This is a genomic window from Bradyrhizobium sp. URHA0013, from assembly GCF_000518345.1.
Taxonomy (GTDB): Bacteria; Pseudomonadota; Alphaproteobacteria; order Rhizobiales; family Xanthobacteraceae; genus Bradyrhizobium.
Genome location: NZ_KI912426.1, coordinates 1 through 16,887 on the forward strand (window position 1 = coordinate 1; position 16,887 = coordinate 16,887).

Annotated in this window: 11 protein-coding genes and 1 pseudogene; 9 read left to right on the top strand and 3 right to left on the bottom strand. The window is 57.4% G+C overall.

The genetic code is table 11. From position 1 onward, the window contains the following. Together N551_RS36085 and N551_RS38290 are read left to right on the top strand one after the other, a co-directional pair. Positions 1–602, top strand: a 602-nt coding sequence (locus N551_RS36085) for a CARDB domain-containing protein (RefSeq protein ID WP_035961696.1), incomplete at its 5' end; no start/stop codon positions are given. Between the two features lie 75 nt (positions 603–677). Next, positions 678–2,501: a caspase family protein gene (locus N551_RS38290; RefSeq protein WP_245287866.1), complete on the top strand. Its 1,824-nt coding sequence runs from the start codon at positions 678–680 to the stop codon at positions 2,499–2,501. A gap of 5 nt (positions 2,502–2,506) precedes the next feature. Here the strand turns inward: N551_RS38290 and N551_RS0120605 are convergent, their stop codons facing one another. Then, entirely contained in the window at positions 2,507–3,934 is a 1,428-nt protein-coding gene (locus tag N551_RS0120605; protein WP_027568484.1) for an HlyD family type I secretion periplasmic adaptor subunit, read from the bottom strand. Between the two features lie 235 nt (positions 3,935–4,169). On the opposite strand from N551_RS0120605, the gene N551_RS0120610 reads away from it, so the two are divergent. Further along, on the top strand, positions 4,170–6,311 hold the full coding sequence (locus N551_RS0120610; RefSeq protein ID WP_027568485.1) for a type I secretion system permease/ATPase: 2,142 nt from the start codon (positions 4,170–4,172) through the stop codon (positions 6,309–6,311). 151 nt (positions 6,312–6,462) lie between these two features. Continuing rightward, the gene (locus N551_RS37320) at positions 6,463–6,861 is read left to right on the top strand and encodes an H-NS family nucleoid-associated regulatory protein (protein WP_081747926.1); all 399 of its coding nucleotides are present in this window, start codon (positions 6,463–6,465) and stop codon (positions 6,859–6,861) included. Positions 6,862–7,134: 273 nt separating this feature from the next. On the opposite strand, the gene N551_RS0120615 is transcribed toward N551_RS37320, so the two are convergent. Next, positions 7,135–7,599 (bottom strand): hypothetical protein, encoded by a 465-nt coding sequence (locus tag N551_RS0120615; protein WP_027568486.1) that lies wholly within the window; start codon positions 7,597–7,599, stop codon positions 7,135–7,137. A gap of 383 nt (positions 7,600–7,982) precedes the next feature. On the opposite strand from N551_RS0120615, the gene N551_RS39415 reads away from it, so the two are divergent. Continuing rightward, positions 7,983–9,728, top strand: coding sequence for a hypothetical protein (locus tag N551_RS39415; RefSeq protein WP_245287829.1), 1,746 nt, complete (start codon positions 7,983–7,985; stop codon positions 9,726–9,728). Between the two features lie 362 nt (positions 9,729–10,090). Here the strand turns inward: N551_RS39415 and N551_RS36095 are convergent, their stop codons facing one another. After that, on the bottom strand, positions 10,091–11,389 hold the full coding sequence (locus N551_RS36095; protein ID WP_081747927.1) for a glycosyltransferase: 1,299 nt from the start codon (positions 11,387–11,389) through the stop codon (positions 10,091–10,093). 331 nt (positions 11,390–11,720) lie between these two features. Between N551_RS36095 and N551_RS36100 the strand changes: the two are divergent. The 4 genes and pseudogenes from N551_RS36100 to N551_RS0120650 all read left to right on the top strand — a co-directional run bounded on the left by N551_RS36100 (position 11,721) and on the right by N551_RS0120650 (position 16,864). Beyond that, a pseudogene (locus N551_RS36100) lies at positions 11,721–12,843 on the top strand (IS3 family transposase). Positions 12,844–13,454: 611 nt separating this feature from the next. Further along, entirely contained in the window at positions 13,455–14,462 is a 1,008-nt protein-coding gene (locus N551_RS0120640; protein WP_027568488.1) for an NAD-dependent epimerase/dehydratase family protein, read from the top strand. Between the two features lie 24 nt (positions 14,463–14,486). Then, positions 14,487–15,899, top strand: coding sequence for a mannose-1-phosphate guanylyltransferase/mannose-6-phosphate isomerase (locus tag N551_RS0120645; RefSeq protein ID WP_027568489.1), 1,413 nt, complete (start codon positions 14,487–14,489; stop codon positions 15,897–15,899). A gap of 74 nt (positions 15,900–15,973) precedes the next feature. Next, positions 15,974–16,864: an aldose 1-epimerase family protein gene (locus N551_RS0120650; RefSeq protein WP_027568490.1), complete on the top strand. Its 891-nt coding sequence runs from the start codon at positions 15,974–15,976 to the stop codon at positions 16,862–16,864. Positions 16,865–16,887 lie beyond the last annotated feature (23 nt).

Consider the following 16,887-nt stretch of genomic DNA (forward strand, 5'->3'; position numbering starts at 1 on the left):
TGACGGTCGACGCCTACAACATGAACCTCGGCAACACCGTGGCGTCGACGCCAACCACGGCTGGAATCTATATCTCGACTGATGCGACCATCACCACGTTGGACACGCTGCTGACGACGATTTCGACGACGGGGACGCTGGCAACGGTGAGCCAGCCCGGCTACTACGACCGCCAGAAGGTCACGGTAACGCTGCCCGGCAATCTGGCGCCGGGCACCTATTACATCGGTGGCATTGCCGACTACAACAATCAACTCAGCGAGAGCAACGAGACCAACAACACCTACAACGTCGTGCAGGTCACGGTGGCTGCGCCGACGCCTTCCAACTCCCTTGCGTCAAGCGACGGAGCATCCATTACTGTTGACCAGACTTTGTCGAGCCAGGCGGCCGATAGTGCTGCCATCGCGGCAGAGGAGCAATCAAGCACTTGGATGGCTGCGATAGATCAGCGGCTCGCACTGTGGGCGCAGCACGTGGCATCGGCATTCCCGACGTCGGCGACTGGTATTAGCGCGAACTCTACGCAGGAGTTCGGCGGGCAGTTGGCGAATTTGACTGCGTCACATCAGACGGCTCAATCCAGCCAACAATTGGGATAGAGTCCCGGTTCGTGTTCGGCCCAATATCTATGGGGGACAGTTATTAGGATAGCTTACGCCCTTCTTGCGCTTTTCATTTGCAACTTTCCGGCAAATGCTTCTTCGACCGAGAAGCGTTTAGCCCTCGTTGTCGGCAATGCATCGTACAGGGTTCAGCGGCTCGGAACCACAGCGGGCGATGCCGGGTACATCGCCGAAAAGTTGCACTCGGCAGGATTTGCAGTCACCCAGACCAGTGACCTGAATAGTGAAAACCTGAAAAGTTCATTCTCCGGCTTTGTAGAAAAGGTGACGGAGGCGAGTCCTGATGCGATCGCCGCCGTCTACTTTAGCGGCTATGCGCTGCAATTCGGCGGAGAGAACTATCTGCTGCCGACCGACCTCGCTGATGACGTTGTTGACGCTTCAGATCTTTCCCGACGCTCTCTGCGTCTCTCGGAAATGACGCGGACATTGTCGTCGCTTCATCCAAAGGCTGCATTCATTATCGTGGATGCGGCTCGCGAAACCCCATTCTTGATCTCCGGACAGCCGCCTGCCAGCGGGTTGGCGTGGCTGGAGACGTCTCCCGACATTCTGGTCGCATTCAATGCAGCGCCAGGCATGATTGCACAAAATTCCGAACAAGCTGACCGCTACGGGCCCTACGTCAGGGCGATTGCCGAAATGATGCCCACCGAGAGCTCCACGTTCGCTGACACATTTGTGCGTGTTCGCGTACGCGTCAATGAAATGACGAAAGGAGCACAAGTGCCGTGGCACAGTTCGGGCATTAGATCGCAGTTCGCTCTGCTCGCACCGGAGGCCGGTGCGATGGACCGATCGGCGTCACAGGAGATTGGCCGGCTGCGCTCGAGCCCGATGTCTGCCCTCTCCAAGGAAGATGCCTACTTCGCAGCAGTCTTGCGGGATACGCTAGACTCCTACTCGGATTATCTGGCGGGTCATTGGCGCGATCCGTTAGCGGAGCGCTTAAGTGTACTTCGCGCAATTCGGCGCGAAACGCTCATATGGCGGCGGACCTGCCGCGCTGATTTGCCGGAGGCGCTGTGGTCATATCTGGAGAGGTATCCAGAGGGGCCGCACGCTGCAGAAGCCCGTAGTCTACTACAGAAGCGCGACGCTCCCATCGATCCTCCGGCCGCTTTCAAGAGGATCGAGTACGATGTGCCCTACCCACTTCCTGGCGAGGCGGACTATCTAGCTGTTCCGTTGCGGCAAGGTGAAACCTCTCCGCCGGAACCATCGTTCCTGCCACGGCTCTTAGCAAAATCAACACAGACATTCCCTGCCTCGAAGGATGACTCAACACCTCGGTCCGAGACGCTGGCTAATTCCTCCAGAAACTCTGCTTCGATAGGGCGTGAAATGACGTCCGCCAGCCAGGTTGAACTGCGTGGGTCGACGGAATCGAAAATTCAGGAAAATGAGGCACTGAATTCGATGGGAAATGGCGGAAGAGAGCCATTTGACCGCCCGCCTATGGCTGCGATGCCCTATTGGGTTTATCCGGATATGGCGTCAGCTCCAGCCAATCTCGATTTGGTGAAGCTCGGTTCTTCTCGATTTCCGGAGTGGGCAACGTTGGATCCATCGTCATGCGCCGGGCATGTTCTGCCATCAGGCGGTCCCACGATTACCGGAGCATTGGTCGGTGCCGACTTGAGTCATACCAACATATCGGCGGGCTCGAAGCCGAATTTGCCACTTGCTTCCGAACGTTCAGGTTCTTCCATGCGCGAAACGCGTGTTGCGGCCCCGCCGCTTGTTCGCACGACGCAACGGGGCGCGGCTTCAACGAGGCTTCTCTCGCCTCAAGCTGGAAGCAAGCGATCGTTGCTCTCGCCTCAAGCGGGCCCGAAGCAGAGCGTTCGAGCCGTTATCTCGCCGGTCAGATGACCGTATCAGCGTTCGCGCAGGCTCTCTTGCTTGTATTTCATCAGGGGCGACAGCAGGTAACTTATAAGCCTTCGGGACCCTGTCTTGATCTCGGCGGTGACGGCCATTCCCGGTGACAAGCTGACGAACTTGTCATCGATCTGAAGACGAGGGTCTGCGACCGAAATGCGAGCTACATAGGTCATTTCCTGGCCCTTAGGCTCGCTTGTCGTGCTAGTGGATCCTGGCGCCTGCTTATCTGCTGTCTTTTCGCCGGGAACCTCGCGCGTGACAGAATCTGACGAGATGCTCAAGACCTTTCCGTGAAGAAGGCCGTATCTCGTGAAATCGAAGGTGTCGACCTTGATCGCGACCTCGTCGCCCGTATGGATAAAGCCAATGTCTCGATTGTTTACGGAGGCCTCAATTTCCAGGTTGCTATCCAGAGGAACGATGACCATCAGCGCTTGCGCTGGAGTTACCACGCCGCCGACCGTATGAACGGCGAGTTGCTGAACCGTGCCGGATACGGGCGCAGTCAACGATTGCAGCTTGGCCCGCTGTTCAGCCTTCGAAAGATCGGCGGTGAAACCCGCAGCTTTTCTTTCAGCTTCCGCAAGCTCTGCCAGTAAAGTTCGACGGTACTCGGCCTTAGTCTGAGAGCGCGTTTCCAATATTGTCGTGATCGCGGCTTGCATTTCAGCGACGTGACTCTTTTGAACCAATCGTTCCTGCTGGCTCTCAGTCAATTGCTGAAGGACCTCGAAATACTGCAGTTTGGATCCGAACTCATTGAGGGTCTTGCGGATGTTTACGCGTTCCTCGATGGTAGGAATAACTGCATCGAGTTTGCTGATGGTCGCAGTAATGCTTGCCAGCGCAGCTTCCTTCTGCGCTTTCTGACCGTCCAGCGAAGCAATCTTGGCTCGGTGCTCTGAGACTTGCGCGATCAGAAACTGACGCTGCATTGCCACCCGATCCGGGTTGGCTGTCGCCGGAGGAAAGAAAGCATCCAGAGGCTCATCCGTATCTGCCAGCGCCGCCCTCAATCTCGCAGTATCGAGTTGCGCAGATTGGAGGTCGCTCTGAAGATGATTGATCTCGCCGTCGTTTATTGTCGGATCGAGTTCAATCAACGTTTGACCCGACTTGACGAATTCGCCCTCGGAGACGCGAATGGAGCGCACGACACCCGTTTCAAAGGGCTGGATGACCTTGCTGCGACCGGTCGGAATGACTTTTCCGGTCGCGGTTGCGACGATGTCAACGCGACCGAAAGCTGACCAGGCAAGGCCTAGGACGAGCATCGCGAGTATCGTTCCCCCTATCGCGCGTCCGAGCGGCGAGGGTGGAGTTTCAACAATCTCGAGGGCTGCCGGCAGAAATTCGAGTTCTTCGTTCTCCCGCGGCTTGGGAGCGATCGGAAATTGCAGCAATTTCGAAGTTGACTTCATTTTCATATCCCATGAATTTATTGCATATTTCCGAATAATCTGCAATGAATCCGTTCTCCTGCCTGACCGTGCTTTGAGAATAATGCCTAAACTTCCATTGTTCTCTCCCGAATGAGGATATTTTTGGAAAATCGCGTGCCAAATCGCCGCCCGATTATGGCTATAAGTTTACCAATAAGAAATATCATCTAAGGTTGGCGTCGGATGGTGACGTGGGCTGCCAACAGGGCAAATAATGACCGTACATCCGGATATGCCGGGCCAAAATGATTCTGGTCTCATAGCACTCGCGATGCTGTTACGCTTTCATGGCGTCAGTGCGGACCCTGTGCAAATACGACATCATTGCGGCATGGCGGACGTTGGTACCGCAGAGATGGTACGTTGTGCCAGAGTATTTGGTCTCAAGGCACGTGAACTGAAGACGGATTGGGGGCGGCTGCTTAAAACTCCTCTGCCTGCTATCGCCGCTCTCAAGGACGGTGGATTTCTCCTCCTTGGCAAGGTCGGCGACGACAAGGTCGTCGCTCAGTCGACCAGGACGCCCCGGCCTGAATTGATGACGAGGGCCGATCTGGAAGCCGTATGGGACGGGCGTCTCGTTCTCATGACGAAGCGTGCGAGCCTTACAGAGCTGACGCGTCGTTTCGATTTGTCTTGGTTCCTCGGGGCAATTCATAAATACCGCGCTCAACTTTATGAGGTGCTGGTCGGATCCTTCTTCCTCCAACTCCTCGGTCTCGCGTCGCCGCTGTTTTTTCAAGCGGTTATCGACAAGGTGCTGGTGCAACGAAGTCTCAGCACGCTGGATGTGCTTGCGATCGGTCTCATTGGGATCGGTCTGTTCGAGACCATTCTTAGCATCCTGCGCACTTACCTCTTTTCTCATGCGACCAATCGCATCGACGTCGAACTCGGAGCAAGGCTGTTTCAGCATCTGCTTGCCCTGCCGACTGCATATTTCCAAGTCAGGCGGGTGGGCGATTCCGTTGCCCGTGTGCGTGAGCTCGAGAACATTCGAAATTTCCTTACGAGTTCGGCCCTGACGCTGGTCATCGATCTCTTCTTCACCTTTGTTTTTTTAGGCGTCATGCTTTGTTATTCGCCGCTGCTCACGGGAATCGTTGTCGCCGGATTCCCGCTCTACATATTGATCTCTGTCGGGGCAACGCCGCGATTTCGATACTTGCTCGACGAAAAATTCAAGCGTGGTGCTGAGAACCAGGCTTTTCTTGTCGAATGCGTCAATGGTGTCGATACGTTGAAGGCAATGGCGATCGAACCGCAGATGCAAAGACGCTGGGAGGAGCAGCTGGCGGGATACGTAGCCGCGAGTTTCAGGGTTCTCCGGCTCGGTAACTACGCAAGTAACAGCGTTCAATTCGTCAACAAGCTCGTGACAGCCGGCATCCTGTATTTTGGAGCTCGCCTTGTGATCGCGGGCGACCTGACGGTCGGCGAACTCGTTGCGTTCAACATACTTGCGGGCCGCGTGAGTCAGCCGATCTTGCGTCTCGTGCAAATCTGGCAGGACTTCCACCAGGCACAGATATCGGTGGACCGTCTCGGCGACATTCTCAATACTCCGCCCGAACCCAGATTCAATCCTGCTCGCTCGGCATTGCCCGCCATCAAGGGAGACGTCACTTTCGACCGCGTCGTTTTTCGTTATCGTCCCGACGGACCTGAGGTGCTGCACAAGGTTAGTTTCGACATTTCCGCGGGGCAGGTGATAGGCATCGTTGGGCCTTCCGGCTCAGGGAAGAGCACCGTCGCCAAGCTGGTTCAACGCTTGTTCATTCCAGAGAGCGGCCGAATACTGATCGACGGCGTCGACATATCCATGGTCGACACGTCTTGGTTGCGTCGGCAGATCGGTGCTGTGTTGCAGGAGAGCGTTCTTTTCAACCAGTCCATTCGCGACAATATCGCAATGTCAGATCCCAGCATGCCGATCGAAAGGGTCGTGGAGGCCGCAAAACTAGCAGGCGCTCACGAATTCATTCTCGAACTCCAGGAGGGGTACGATACGGTCGTGGGAGAACGTGGGACTAGTCTATCGGGTGGACAGCGACAGCGAATCGCCATCGCGCGCGCTCTTGTGACAAATCCGCGCATTCTCATTTTCGACGAAGCGACAAGTGCGCTCGACTATGAAAGCGAGCGCATCATCCAGGACAACATGCGCCGGATCGCGCAAGGGCGGACGGTATTCATTATCGCTCATCGCCTCTCAACTGTTCGGCGGGCAAATCGAATATTTACCATCGACCGGGGTCGCTTGGTCGAAGACGGAACTCACGACGAGCTGATCACGAGTGGGGGGCGCTATGCCGCGCTTCATCGAATGCAGTCAGACATTCAGGAAGTTCGGTAGCAATCGTTCGCGATCGTTAGCAATTGTTGCTGAAGATCGAAGCTTGGTTTTGTCGCACTATCTGAGAAGTCCTTGCAGCGTTGCTTGAAATGCGTCATGAGATCAATGCAATGTCTGCGCGTTGCTGCGATTCTAGACCGAGACGATCTTGATGGCCCAAAAGTTGAACTTCGATAGCATGTCAGTCGATGAGTTGTGGCATTTGCACGAAGAGATCGGGCGAATCTTATCTACGCGTCTTACAACCGAAAAGCGGGAGTTGGAGAAGCGTCTTGCGCAACTGCGCCGGGAGGATGACGCTCGGCATGCGAGTGCGCAGTCCTCCTCCGACTTGGAGCGAACCCGCCGTAAGTATCCGCAAGTACTGCCAAAATACCGTAATCCGAACTCCCCGACAGAAACCTGGTCCGGCCGGGGAAAGCAGCCGCGTTGGTTGGTGGCAGCTTTGAAGACAGGTCGCCAAATTGAAGAGTTCGCGATCTCTCAGTCTGGAGCCGCCAAGCGGAAGTCCGGCGACCGTCGGCCAAAGGGACATGCGTCCCGCGTTTGATATCGCTCGGCATCGGGTTACTAGGTCACTACCTCTGGTAGTGCGTTGTCGGGCCTAGTATCTGTATTTGCTTTAAGCAGTCCGTTCGGCACAGTGCTCCGGATTGCGGAAAACGATGGGCCGCGATAGCAGCCCGTATTATCCCCTGCCTCGGCATGATAGGTAAGCGCACGTCAATGCGTGAGAACTCGTCGCTGTACGGTGCCTTTGCCGCTCGTACAGGAATGCTTGAGCAGGAAGCACGGCTGACGCTCGTCGCGCCAAGGTGAGGCGCTATGCTAAGTGCAGCTCTGAGCCGAACAGCTCCAGATTAGATACGGCATCTCTCAGATCTCTCCAGTCCGACAATCGCTCCGGCGGAACGCCGGCAATTCCACCGAGGTCGACGATTGATCTCGATTGAAAACGGCTCACATAGACGTTGCCAAAGTCGCTGCTGAGGAATTCTTCAACCTGCGCTGTCCACGCTCGTGTGTGAGATCGGCAGGCGTCGGCATCCTTGTCTGCATCACGAAGTCTCGCCAGGAGCACTTGCCCTTCATCAATGAGATAGACAAGTCTTTCGCGTGTCCGTGCGACTTCCAAAGCGATTGTCCGGGCCTTCTGACGGCGCGCATATCGCGCTGCGGGCGCAACGCCAAAGTTCAGCAGGATTCGCGTGATCTCCAGCGGGAAGTGGATCGCCGCCGATACCAAAGTCGCCGCCAAGAATTGGCCCACGTTGATGAGCGCGTCCATACGTTGTCCAGATGAGGGGGGCTTGGCACCGCACGTTTCGCGGTGCGCTTCTGCAGCTTGCGCAGGAGCATTACCTATCCTGCGAAATCCGAAAAATCCGAAGGTGTTTTCGCGGTTACAGGCTCCATCCCAATTTAATCTTTTATCATTTAAATAATTCTCTGGTTAGTATATATTATTATATTTATTTTCTTTCGTGTCGGCGGCGCGAAAGGTCCCTCTGGGCAATGACCGAAGGCGCAGTCGGGCCTTTCGATTATCAATAGGGGCGGTATTTAAGTAAGGCAAATGGGGTTGTTTTCATTAAACGAAATCTCGTCAGGAATGTCCTTGGTCGCTTTGACGCACATCGTTGTTTCGAAAATTCCAACAGAAGGTTAAAGATGCCGGAAATTGACCTGGTCGATTGGAACGTCGAAGAATTTCGACGCTTGCTCAACGAACCGCTCAGATTGACAAGTGACTTCGTAACGTATGACGCGACATCGTCGGACGTGGGTGAGTCAGCCACTACGGAGATCGAGTCCGTAAAAGAAGAGTCTGCTGAAGCGAGACATCCGAATTCAAACGATCACAGGCTTTACTCATTGCCGGAAGGCGATGCCCTTCTCCAGACGAAGGCTGGTGGCGACGAGCTACTTTCGCCCGTTGCTACGGGAGACGAAGCCGGTGGTGATTCGTCTACGATAATTCCTCATTCGCAAATAGAGCCAAGCGTCGAGCCTGAACTAGCTTCACCGCAAGCGAACGAAGGCCAGCCTATCGAGAATGCAAGACCCGTTCTCGTGGTCAACATCGAGATGGCGCTGGCGGCCAGAGTCGATGCCGTGAACGCATGGGTGCCGGCGGATCGCCCCGAGGAAATAACTGCTCAACCTTCGCTAATTGACATAGAATCGATAACGGTAGTTGAAGCGCCGCTTGAGGCCAACTCGCAGGAAGTGCACGCTCCGCTCGGGAATGATGGGCCAGATGTCTATCCTGACAACCAGCTCATGTTGGGCGATGTTCCTGGCGCTTGCTTGTCGGCGAGCGAGACAACTTATTTGCCTCCATCGGCGTCGGTTGCGTCGAGCACTGCTCCCGCTCGAAATGTAGTTGCTGACCAGTCATCCATGCCCTCAGACACGTTGTTGCAGAAAAGTTCTGAGGCTTACCAAGCCGATCTTGGAGGCCACATTGCTGGGGCAGGTGACGCTGAAGCAAATCTAGTTTTGCCGGAAGCGCGTGAGGCATTCCAGGTTCCGATGTCGGTGCTCAATTCGGAGACGAAACCGGCAATTGGGGTTATTCCGGCGTCTAATCATTTTGATCCACCAGAAATCTATCCGGCTGAATCGATTCTCGCCATATCTGCGCCGACCTATGCCGTTTCGTCGATATCGGCTCGGGAGGTCGGCGCGGACTCAATTGCCGGCGGTGATTTCCCATCGTCGCCAGAAGCGGGCGACGACGCTAGCGAATTGGTCTCTCCGGGCCCAGATGGCCTGGACTCGCGCGATCACCCTTTCGCGCGGTGGACTAATTGTTTAACGGGTGAGGAACTCACAGAGGTATTGACCGCGCCGCTCTCAACCGCTGCTGTTCTGCCATTAATTGAAACTAACATACCTGACAGATTGCGGGTGCTCTTCGATCAAGAGGTGGCCAAAGCAGTTGTTCAAGATCCGCCGATTATGGAAGCGATTGGTTCGCCAACCTCCAGGTCCAACCAAACTTCGGCGGCAATGGAATCCGTTGACGCTAAGCTGGCCCTAGCCCAGCCTGAACCCGTCGATACGATGAGCGGTGGTGGTATCAAGCACCCGCTTAAGGCCGATGAATCAAGCGAGCCTAAGGACCTCACGTGGCTCTCTCAGTCATCCCTGCACAAGGCAGTATTTAAAGAAGACGTTTGGGCGGCGCCGGCAGATCGAGAGCGTGCCATTGTCCTGCGCTGGGCGTTGAGGGATATACGAGCCAAGCGCGTAGGGTTATTCCCCCTTGACCAGCACGTTTTCCAGATGCTGCTCGACATGGGCTTGGTCGAACTCTCGGATGGACAGCTCATCCTAACGCAGGCAGGTTCTGCCGCCATCGCCTCGTCCCGATCTCGAGAGATTGTCGTTTCGCCCAACGACTTTTCGTGAGCTGGCAACGGTGCTTCCCAAAAGATTGACGGCAGCTCACAAATGCACGGTTGCGTTGACCCGATGCGTGGACATCAAGATTCATTTTCAATTTTATTTGTTTTGGACGATACTCGAGCACGAGAGCCACGATCCGAGTAGGAACCTGTGGTGCGGAAAGTTCGTACTCTTCTTCCCATAATGGTCGCTCGACAATTCGTCTGAAGCATCGTAAGCACTCGCATTGGGGATCTACACGCTGCAAAGGCCTTGAGATCTCGCGCAGCGGCCGAAGCCGATATGGAAGTAGCATATTTAGACGAGGCCCAAATCGTGTTTGCTGTTGGAGCAGGCTCACCAAGAGTCGATCTAAGTCGTTTCTCCTAGGACAGTTTGCGGGGTGGGCGAATTCTTATCTGATGTGAAGTTACGCGCACGCGGCTCAACATCGCCTCGCGATATAGATCCGTATAGCTATCGGCCACAATGCTGGCTGTAAATCGCGAGCGTGCCCTGGCGAACGCAGCTTCACTGGCTCGCGTGAGAAAGCCGATGTCGGTGATGAAGCGTTCGATTGCTTGTTCGAGTCCGCCTTCATCCCTTGGTTCAACTATGATGCCCGTTACACCGTCGTCGATAATGTCCGGAATACCAGACCATCGTGTACCAATGGCGGGCAAGCCAAGCGCCATCCCTTCGAGAAGACAAAGTGGGTACATCTCTCCAGGCTCATACGTGGGAAGCACTATAAGTTGAGAGCTGCGCATCAGCGCGGGCACCGCGCGGTGATCGACCTTGCCCTTGCATTCAACAATTTGCCGTAAACCGAGGTGGTCGATTGTCTCTTCAATCTGGCCTCGTGTCGGTCCATCGCCGATAAACATGACCCGGAGTTTGGGATAACGTGGTGCAAGGTTGGAGAGCGCACTCAACAGTTCGATATGACCCTTGCCGCTGACCATGCGGGCGACGAGGGCAAGTGTAAAATTGTCGTTGGTCGATGGTGCCGGAGCTCTAGCGAACAGCTGTTCGTCAACGCAGAACGGAATGACGCTGGATCGGGCGGCAGACACTCCCTCGGAGTTCAGCTCGGCAAGCGCGGCTTTATAAGGCATTACGATTGTTGATGCGATTTTCTTCTCGATCCAGAAGGTAACGTCTGCGAGCCGATCGCGCTGCGCGGCGAACCAGCTCAACGTGCCGTGATGAGTGACGATGACCGGTTTGCCCGCGAGGGCCGCTGCGACAAAACCGTCTAAGCAGGAAAGCCCAACTGCTTGGACATGCAATACGTCATTGTCTTTGAGCAGATTGTAAAGAAATCGAATTCGCCGTGTGCGCAACAGTGCAGTCACGGCTTTCCGCGGTAGAAAGCGAGCAAAGGCCCTGCCGGGCAGGTCGTAGACGGCTATGCCGCGCTCGCTGGCGATCTTCAAAACGTCCTGTCTATTGCTGAGTTCCATTGCAATGGCCGGAACAAGTCCGCGGCGCTTCTGAGCCGTCGTCAATTGCAGAATAAATGTCTCGACGCCGGTCATGCCGAAATTCGTGCCCATATAGTGCAGCACTCGGATTGCTGGGCGACGATCACTTCGCGCCGCACCTCTCAGGTGCAATGCAGGTAACACGACTGAGGCGAGCGGAGACGCGACATCGATTTCGACCAAACCAAGCACGTTCATTAAGGTCGCAAAGAGCTCTCCGCATGCGGCCAGGGGGAGCGGAAGCCATGCTGTGAACTCTGTTAATCGTACAATATTCAAATAAAAATCCTTTGAGATGTCGATAGCCGAGATTTAAATATTAAACCATTCTCCGCGCACACCGCTGCGGCCTTATGGCGCAAGGCAGCCATTGATCGCAAGGCTGCCACTCTCCGGGGCAACCAGCGTATTGGGGCGCGATCCTTGTGATCGCAATTGTGGATCTTGCCTTGGCGAAGTCATCCGGTTTGAGCTGCTGCCGGTTTGATGGACACCGAGATTGGGTGTTTCATGAAGTCGGAGGTAGGTGATGCAGAGACGGAAGTTCAGTCGAGAGTTCAAGGTCGAGGCGGTCAAGCTTGTCAAGGAACGCGGGGTCTCGGTGACGCAGGCGGGCCGCGACCTGGGCGTCCATGAGAACGTGCTGCGCAAATGGGTGAAGGAGTTCGGCTCCGCTCCGGTGCAGGCCTTCCCCGGCCACGGGCAGATGAAGCCTGAGCAGCAAGAGATCAAGCGGTTGCGGCGCGAGGTCAACACGCTGAAGGCAGAGCGGGACATCCTAAAAAAGGCCGCTGCCTACTTCGCGAAGGAAGCGGCATGAAGTTCGGCTTCATCGCCTATGCGAAGCAATGGGCGTATCGCGTCGGGCTTCCATGCCTGGCTGGACCCGATCGCCCAGGCGCCACATCCCGCAGCGACGAAGCGGTCGGCCTAAAGGTGAAGGCAAGCTTTCTTGCCAGCGACCGGACCTACGGGGCACGGCGTGTCTGGAGAGACCTTTTGGCAGATGGCGTCGAATGCGGTCTGCATCGGATCGAGCGGCTGATGCGCCTGCAGGCCTTGCGTGCGAGGCCACGGCGCCAGCGTCTGCCGAAGGATGAAGGCGATCGCCAGGTAGCGAACGTGCCGGCGAACCTTCTGGACCGGCAGTTTGCAGCCGAGCGGCCGAACCAGAAGTGGATTGCCGACTTCACCTATATCTGGACGGCCGAGGGCTGGCTCTACGTGTCGGCCGGGATCGACCTGTTCTCGCGACGAGTGGTCGGCTGGTCGATGAGCGCCAGCATGACGGCGCAGTTGGTCGCCGACGCCCTTCTGATGGCCATCTGGCGACGCGGCAAGCCGGATGCCCTGATGCATCACTCCGATCGTGGCAGCCAATACGCCAGCGAACAGTTCCAGCGCCTGATGGTTGACAACGGCGTTGTGTGCAGCATGAGCTGGTCCGGCAAGTCTGGGACAACGCAGCGATGGAGAGCTTCTTCTCTTCGCTGAAGACCTAGCGCACCGAGCGCAAACTCTATCGCACCAGGAACGAGGCCAGGGCAGATGTGTTCGACTACATCGAGAGGTTCTACAATCCAACCCGACGTCATTCCACGATCGGATGCATCAGCCCCGTTGAGTTCGAACGCAAGGTGGGATTAGCTTAACTCGGTGTCCATCAAACCGGCAGCAGCTCACCAAGCGCCTGCTTCTTCCATGACCGCGGGTGCACTTCGCAGGATGGCCGGTTATCGTCGAACCCTGCAGCATATAGCGAAGCTATTAATGGTCTCTCGCTGGTGGCCCAGGTCGACCTAGCTCTCCTAGGCTTATCCGTTCTCAAACCCGTCATCGAGGATTGGTACATGCTGCTTGCCGTATCACGCATGTTCATTGCTCGGTCGTTCCTGCTCTGTTCTTGAAGCTCCCTGATACTTTTCGTGCGTGAGGATCGTGACAGCCAAGTTTTGCTGAACTTTTCAGGTCTTTTAGCTTGGTGACCGTCCCAACTGTCTGCCATGCTTTCACGTTCATTTTCCGTTTGCAGGGGAGCTGGACTGAGCGATGCGACACTTGGTGAAGGTTGAGCTTGATCGACCGCGATAGGACCATGACCATGAGGCTATGGGATGAGTGAGGATTTTCCCCCATCCGCAGCGGTGGGCTTGCTGCGATATGTCGCTGGCGGGTGATGCCGGCGTACCCGGGCCACTGAATCCTTGCCTCTACCGGTTCAGTCGGGCAATGCGGTATATGAGGACGAACAACGGAGTTTATTTTGGCCCCCGTGGTGGTTACCGGCGCTGCCGGCTTCATCGGCATGCATGTCTGTGAGCGCTTGCGCGCGCGCGGGGAACGAGTTGTCGGCATCGACGCAGTAACCCCTTACTATGATCCGGCGCTCAAGCGCGCTCGCCTCGAGACGCTCAAGCATGATGCCTTCACATTCCACGAGATCGATCTTGCCGACTTCGCTGCGGTGACGCGTGTGTTCGATGAGGTCTCGCCCGATCGCGTGGTGCACCTCGCGGCGCAGCCCGGCGTGCGCGCGTCGATCGACGATCCCATCACCAGCATCCGCGCCAATTGTGATGGCTTCGTCACCGTGCTCGAAGCCGGCCGGCGCCACGGCCTGGCGCATCTCGTCTACGCCTCGTCGAGTTCCGTGTATGGCGCCAATCGCACCTTGCCGTATTCGACCGAGCATTCGGTCAATCATCCGGTCAGCCTCTATGCCGCGAGCAAGAAGGCCAACGAGCTGATGGCGCACACGTTCGCACATGTTCACAAGCTGCCGGTGACCGGTCTTCGCTTCTTCACCGTCTATGGTCCATGGGGCCGGCCCGACATGGCCGCCTGGCTCTTCACGCGCGCGATCTTCGCGGGTGACCCGATCAAGCTTTTCAATCATGGAAATATGTGGCGCGATTTCACCTATGTCGACGACATCGTCGAGGGCGTGATCCGCACCCTCGATCGCCCCGCGACGCCGAATCCCGCGTGGAACGCCGAGCAGCCGGAAAACTCGTCGAGCTATGCGCCGTATCGCGTCTACAACATCGGCAACAATTGCTCGGTCAATTTGATCGAGTTCGTCGAGACACTGGAGAAGATCATCGGCAAGCCTGCGATCCGCACGCTTTTGCCGATGCAGGCTGGCGACGTCCTCGAGACGCGTGCCGACATTTCGGCCCTGCAACGCGACGTCGGCTTCACGCCCTCGACGCCGCTGGCGGATGGCTTGGGTCGCTTTGTCGAATGGTATCAAAATTATCACCGCGTATAACCCCCTCTCTTGAGTAGCTCACACGTGTCCCAAAGAATTATCCCCCTGATCATGTGCGGCGGTGCCGGAACGCGGCTGTGGCCGGCTTCGCGCGAGGTGCGCCCCAAGCAATTCCTGCCGCTGTTCGGCACCCGCTCGACCTTCCAGGACACGCTGTTGCGCGTCTCGGAGGCCTCGCTGTTCGATCGCCCGATCGTCATCACCAACGCCTCCTACCGCTTCATGGTGCTGGAGCAGCTCGCGGAAATCGGCATCGAGGCCGACGTGATCCTCGAGCCGATGCGGCGGGATTCCGGCCCGGCGATTGCAGCCGGCGCGGTGTTCGCGCAGAACCGCGCGAGTGAGGCGATCGTGCTCGCGCTCGCCGCCGACCACGTGGTGCAGGACAATGCGGCCTTCGTCGCGGCGTGTCGCCAGGGCCTCACCGCCGCGAGTACCGGGCGCATCGTCACCTTCGGCGTCAAGCCGGAGCGGCCGGCGACCGAATACGGCTATATCAGCCCGGGCGAGGTCATCTCCGGCGAGGTACACGCGGTCGCGCGCTTCGTCGAGAAGCCGGATGCGGTGAAGGCAGCCGACTACGTCAATTCCGGCTATCTCTGGAACAGCGGCAACTTCATGTTCCCGGCCGGCGTCCTGCTCGACGAATACCGCAAGATCGATGCGGCGAGTGTGGAGGCGATTTCCAATGCTGTTAGCAATGCCGGCCGCGATCTCGGCTTCGTGACGCTGGAGCCCGAGGCGTTCGGCGCGGCCAAGGCGATCTCCATCGACTATGCGGTGATGGAGAAGACCGCGCGCGCCGCTGTGGTGCCGGTGTCCTGCGGCTGGTCCGACGTCGGCTCCTGGCACGCGGTGTGGGAATTGTCGGACAAGGACGCGCAAGGCAATGCTTCGCATGGCGCCGCCGTGTTCGAGGATTCCCGCAACTGCAACGTCACCACAGACTCTGCGCTGGTCGCACTCGAAGGCGTCGACGATCTCATCGTGGTTGCGACTGCGGACGCGGTGCTGGTCTCGCGCCAGAAGGATGCCAACGGGCTCAAGCGGCTGGTTACAAAACTCAAGGCGGTCGCGCCGAAAGTCACCGAGGAGCATCTCAAGGTGCATCGGCCCTGGGGCAGCTACCAGTCGGTCGACAATGGCGAGCGCCACCAGGTCAAGCGCATCGTGGTCAAGCCCGGCGGGCGTCTGTCGCTGCAGAAGCACCATCATCGTGCCGAGCACTGGATCGTGGTCCGCGGCACCGCCCGCGTCACCGTCAACGAGACCGTCAAAAGCGTGCACGAGAACGAGTCGATCTACATTCCGATGGGCGCGGTGCACCGGATGGAGAACCCCGGTAAAATCATGCTGGAGCTGATCGAGGTCCAGACTGGAAGCTATCTCGGTGAAGACGACATCATCCGGATTGAAGACGATTATCAGCGCTCTTGAGCAGAGTGTCGCTCCAACATTCCTTGAACATTTGGAAACTGTCCTGTGAACTGCGATGACCGGAACAGGCTGTCATGACCGACGACACGCACACGATCCGCAGCGGCGGACTCACCGGGACCATCAAGGCGCAAGGCGCGGAGATGTGTTCGCTGGCGAGCGATGCCGGCATCGAGTTCGTCTGGCAGGCGGAGCCGGCCTGGCCGCGACATGCGCCGCTGCTGTTTCCGATCGTCGGGCGCCTCGCCAATGACGAATTGCGGCACCGGGGCAGGACCTACCGGATGACCCAGCACGGCTTCGCGCGTGACAGCCGCTTTGCGTGGGTGGAACGAGGCGAAAGACGCTGTGTCCTGGTGCTCGAAGACAGCGAGACGACGCGCGCGCTCTACCCCTTCGCGTTCCGCCTGACGGCAACCTATGCGCTCGACGAATCCGGTCTCGATCTTTCACTCGTGATCGCGAACACCGGCAAGGAGATATTGCCGGCCTCGCTCGGCGGCCATCCCGCTTTCAACTGGCCGCTCCAACCGGGGCTGGCGAAGGAGAGCTACGCGCTGAGCTTCGCAAACGCAGAGCCATCGCCCGTCCGCCGTCTCGATGGCGGCTTGCTGCGCCCGGCAACCGAGCCGAGCCCGGTCGAAGGCTCCGTGTTGCCTCTGTCCGAATCTCTGTTCGTCGACGACGCAATCATCTTCGGTCGGATCGCGAGCAATTCGGTCCGCTATGCCGTGGAGCAGGGCGCCTCCACCGGGCCGTGGTTGAAAATGTCATGGCGCGGCTTTCGCGAGCTTGGCGTCTGGTCGAAACCATCGGGCGCGCCGTTCCTCTGCATCGAGCCCTGGCGCGGCTATGCCAGTCCGGCCGGCTTCGACGGCGAATTCACTGACAAGCCGGGCCTGATGCACATCGCGCCCGGGACGGAAGAGCAATTGTCATTTCGGGTTGAGGTTGGATCGTCCTGAGGTGGGACGGTCTGCGCGCATCT

Coding starts and splice junctions, on each gene's coding strand:
- N551_RS37320 (WP_081747926.1), top strand. CDS start 6,463: ATGGCCCAAAAGTTGAACTTCGATAGCATGTCAGTCGATGAGTTGTGG.
- N551_RS0120650 (WP_027568490.1), top strand. CDS start 15,974: ATGACCGACGACACGCACACGATCCGCAGCGGCGGACTCACCGGGACC.
- N551_RS0120605 (WP_027568484.1), bottom strand. CDS start 3,934: ATGAAGTCAACTTCGAAATTGCTGCAATTTCCGATCGCTCCCAAGCCG.
- N551_RS36095 (WP_081747927.1), bottom strand. CDS start 11,389: ATGAACGTGCTTGGTTTGGTCGAAATCGATGTCGCGTCTCCGCTCGCC.
- N551_RS0120615 (WP_027568486.1), bottom strand. CDS start 7,599: ATGGACGCGCTCATCAACGTGGGCCAATTCTTGGCGGCGACTTTGGTA.
- N551_RS0120610 (WP_027568485.1), top strand. CDS start 4,170: ATGACCGTACATCCGGATATGCCGGGCCAAAATGATTCTGGTCTCATA.
- N551_RS39415 (WP_245287829.1), top strand. CDS start 7,983: ATGCCGGAAATTGACCTGGTCGATTGGAACGTCGAAGAATTTCGACGC.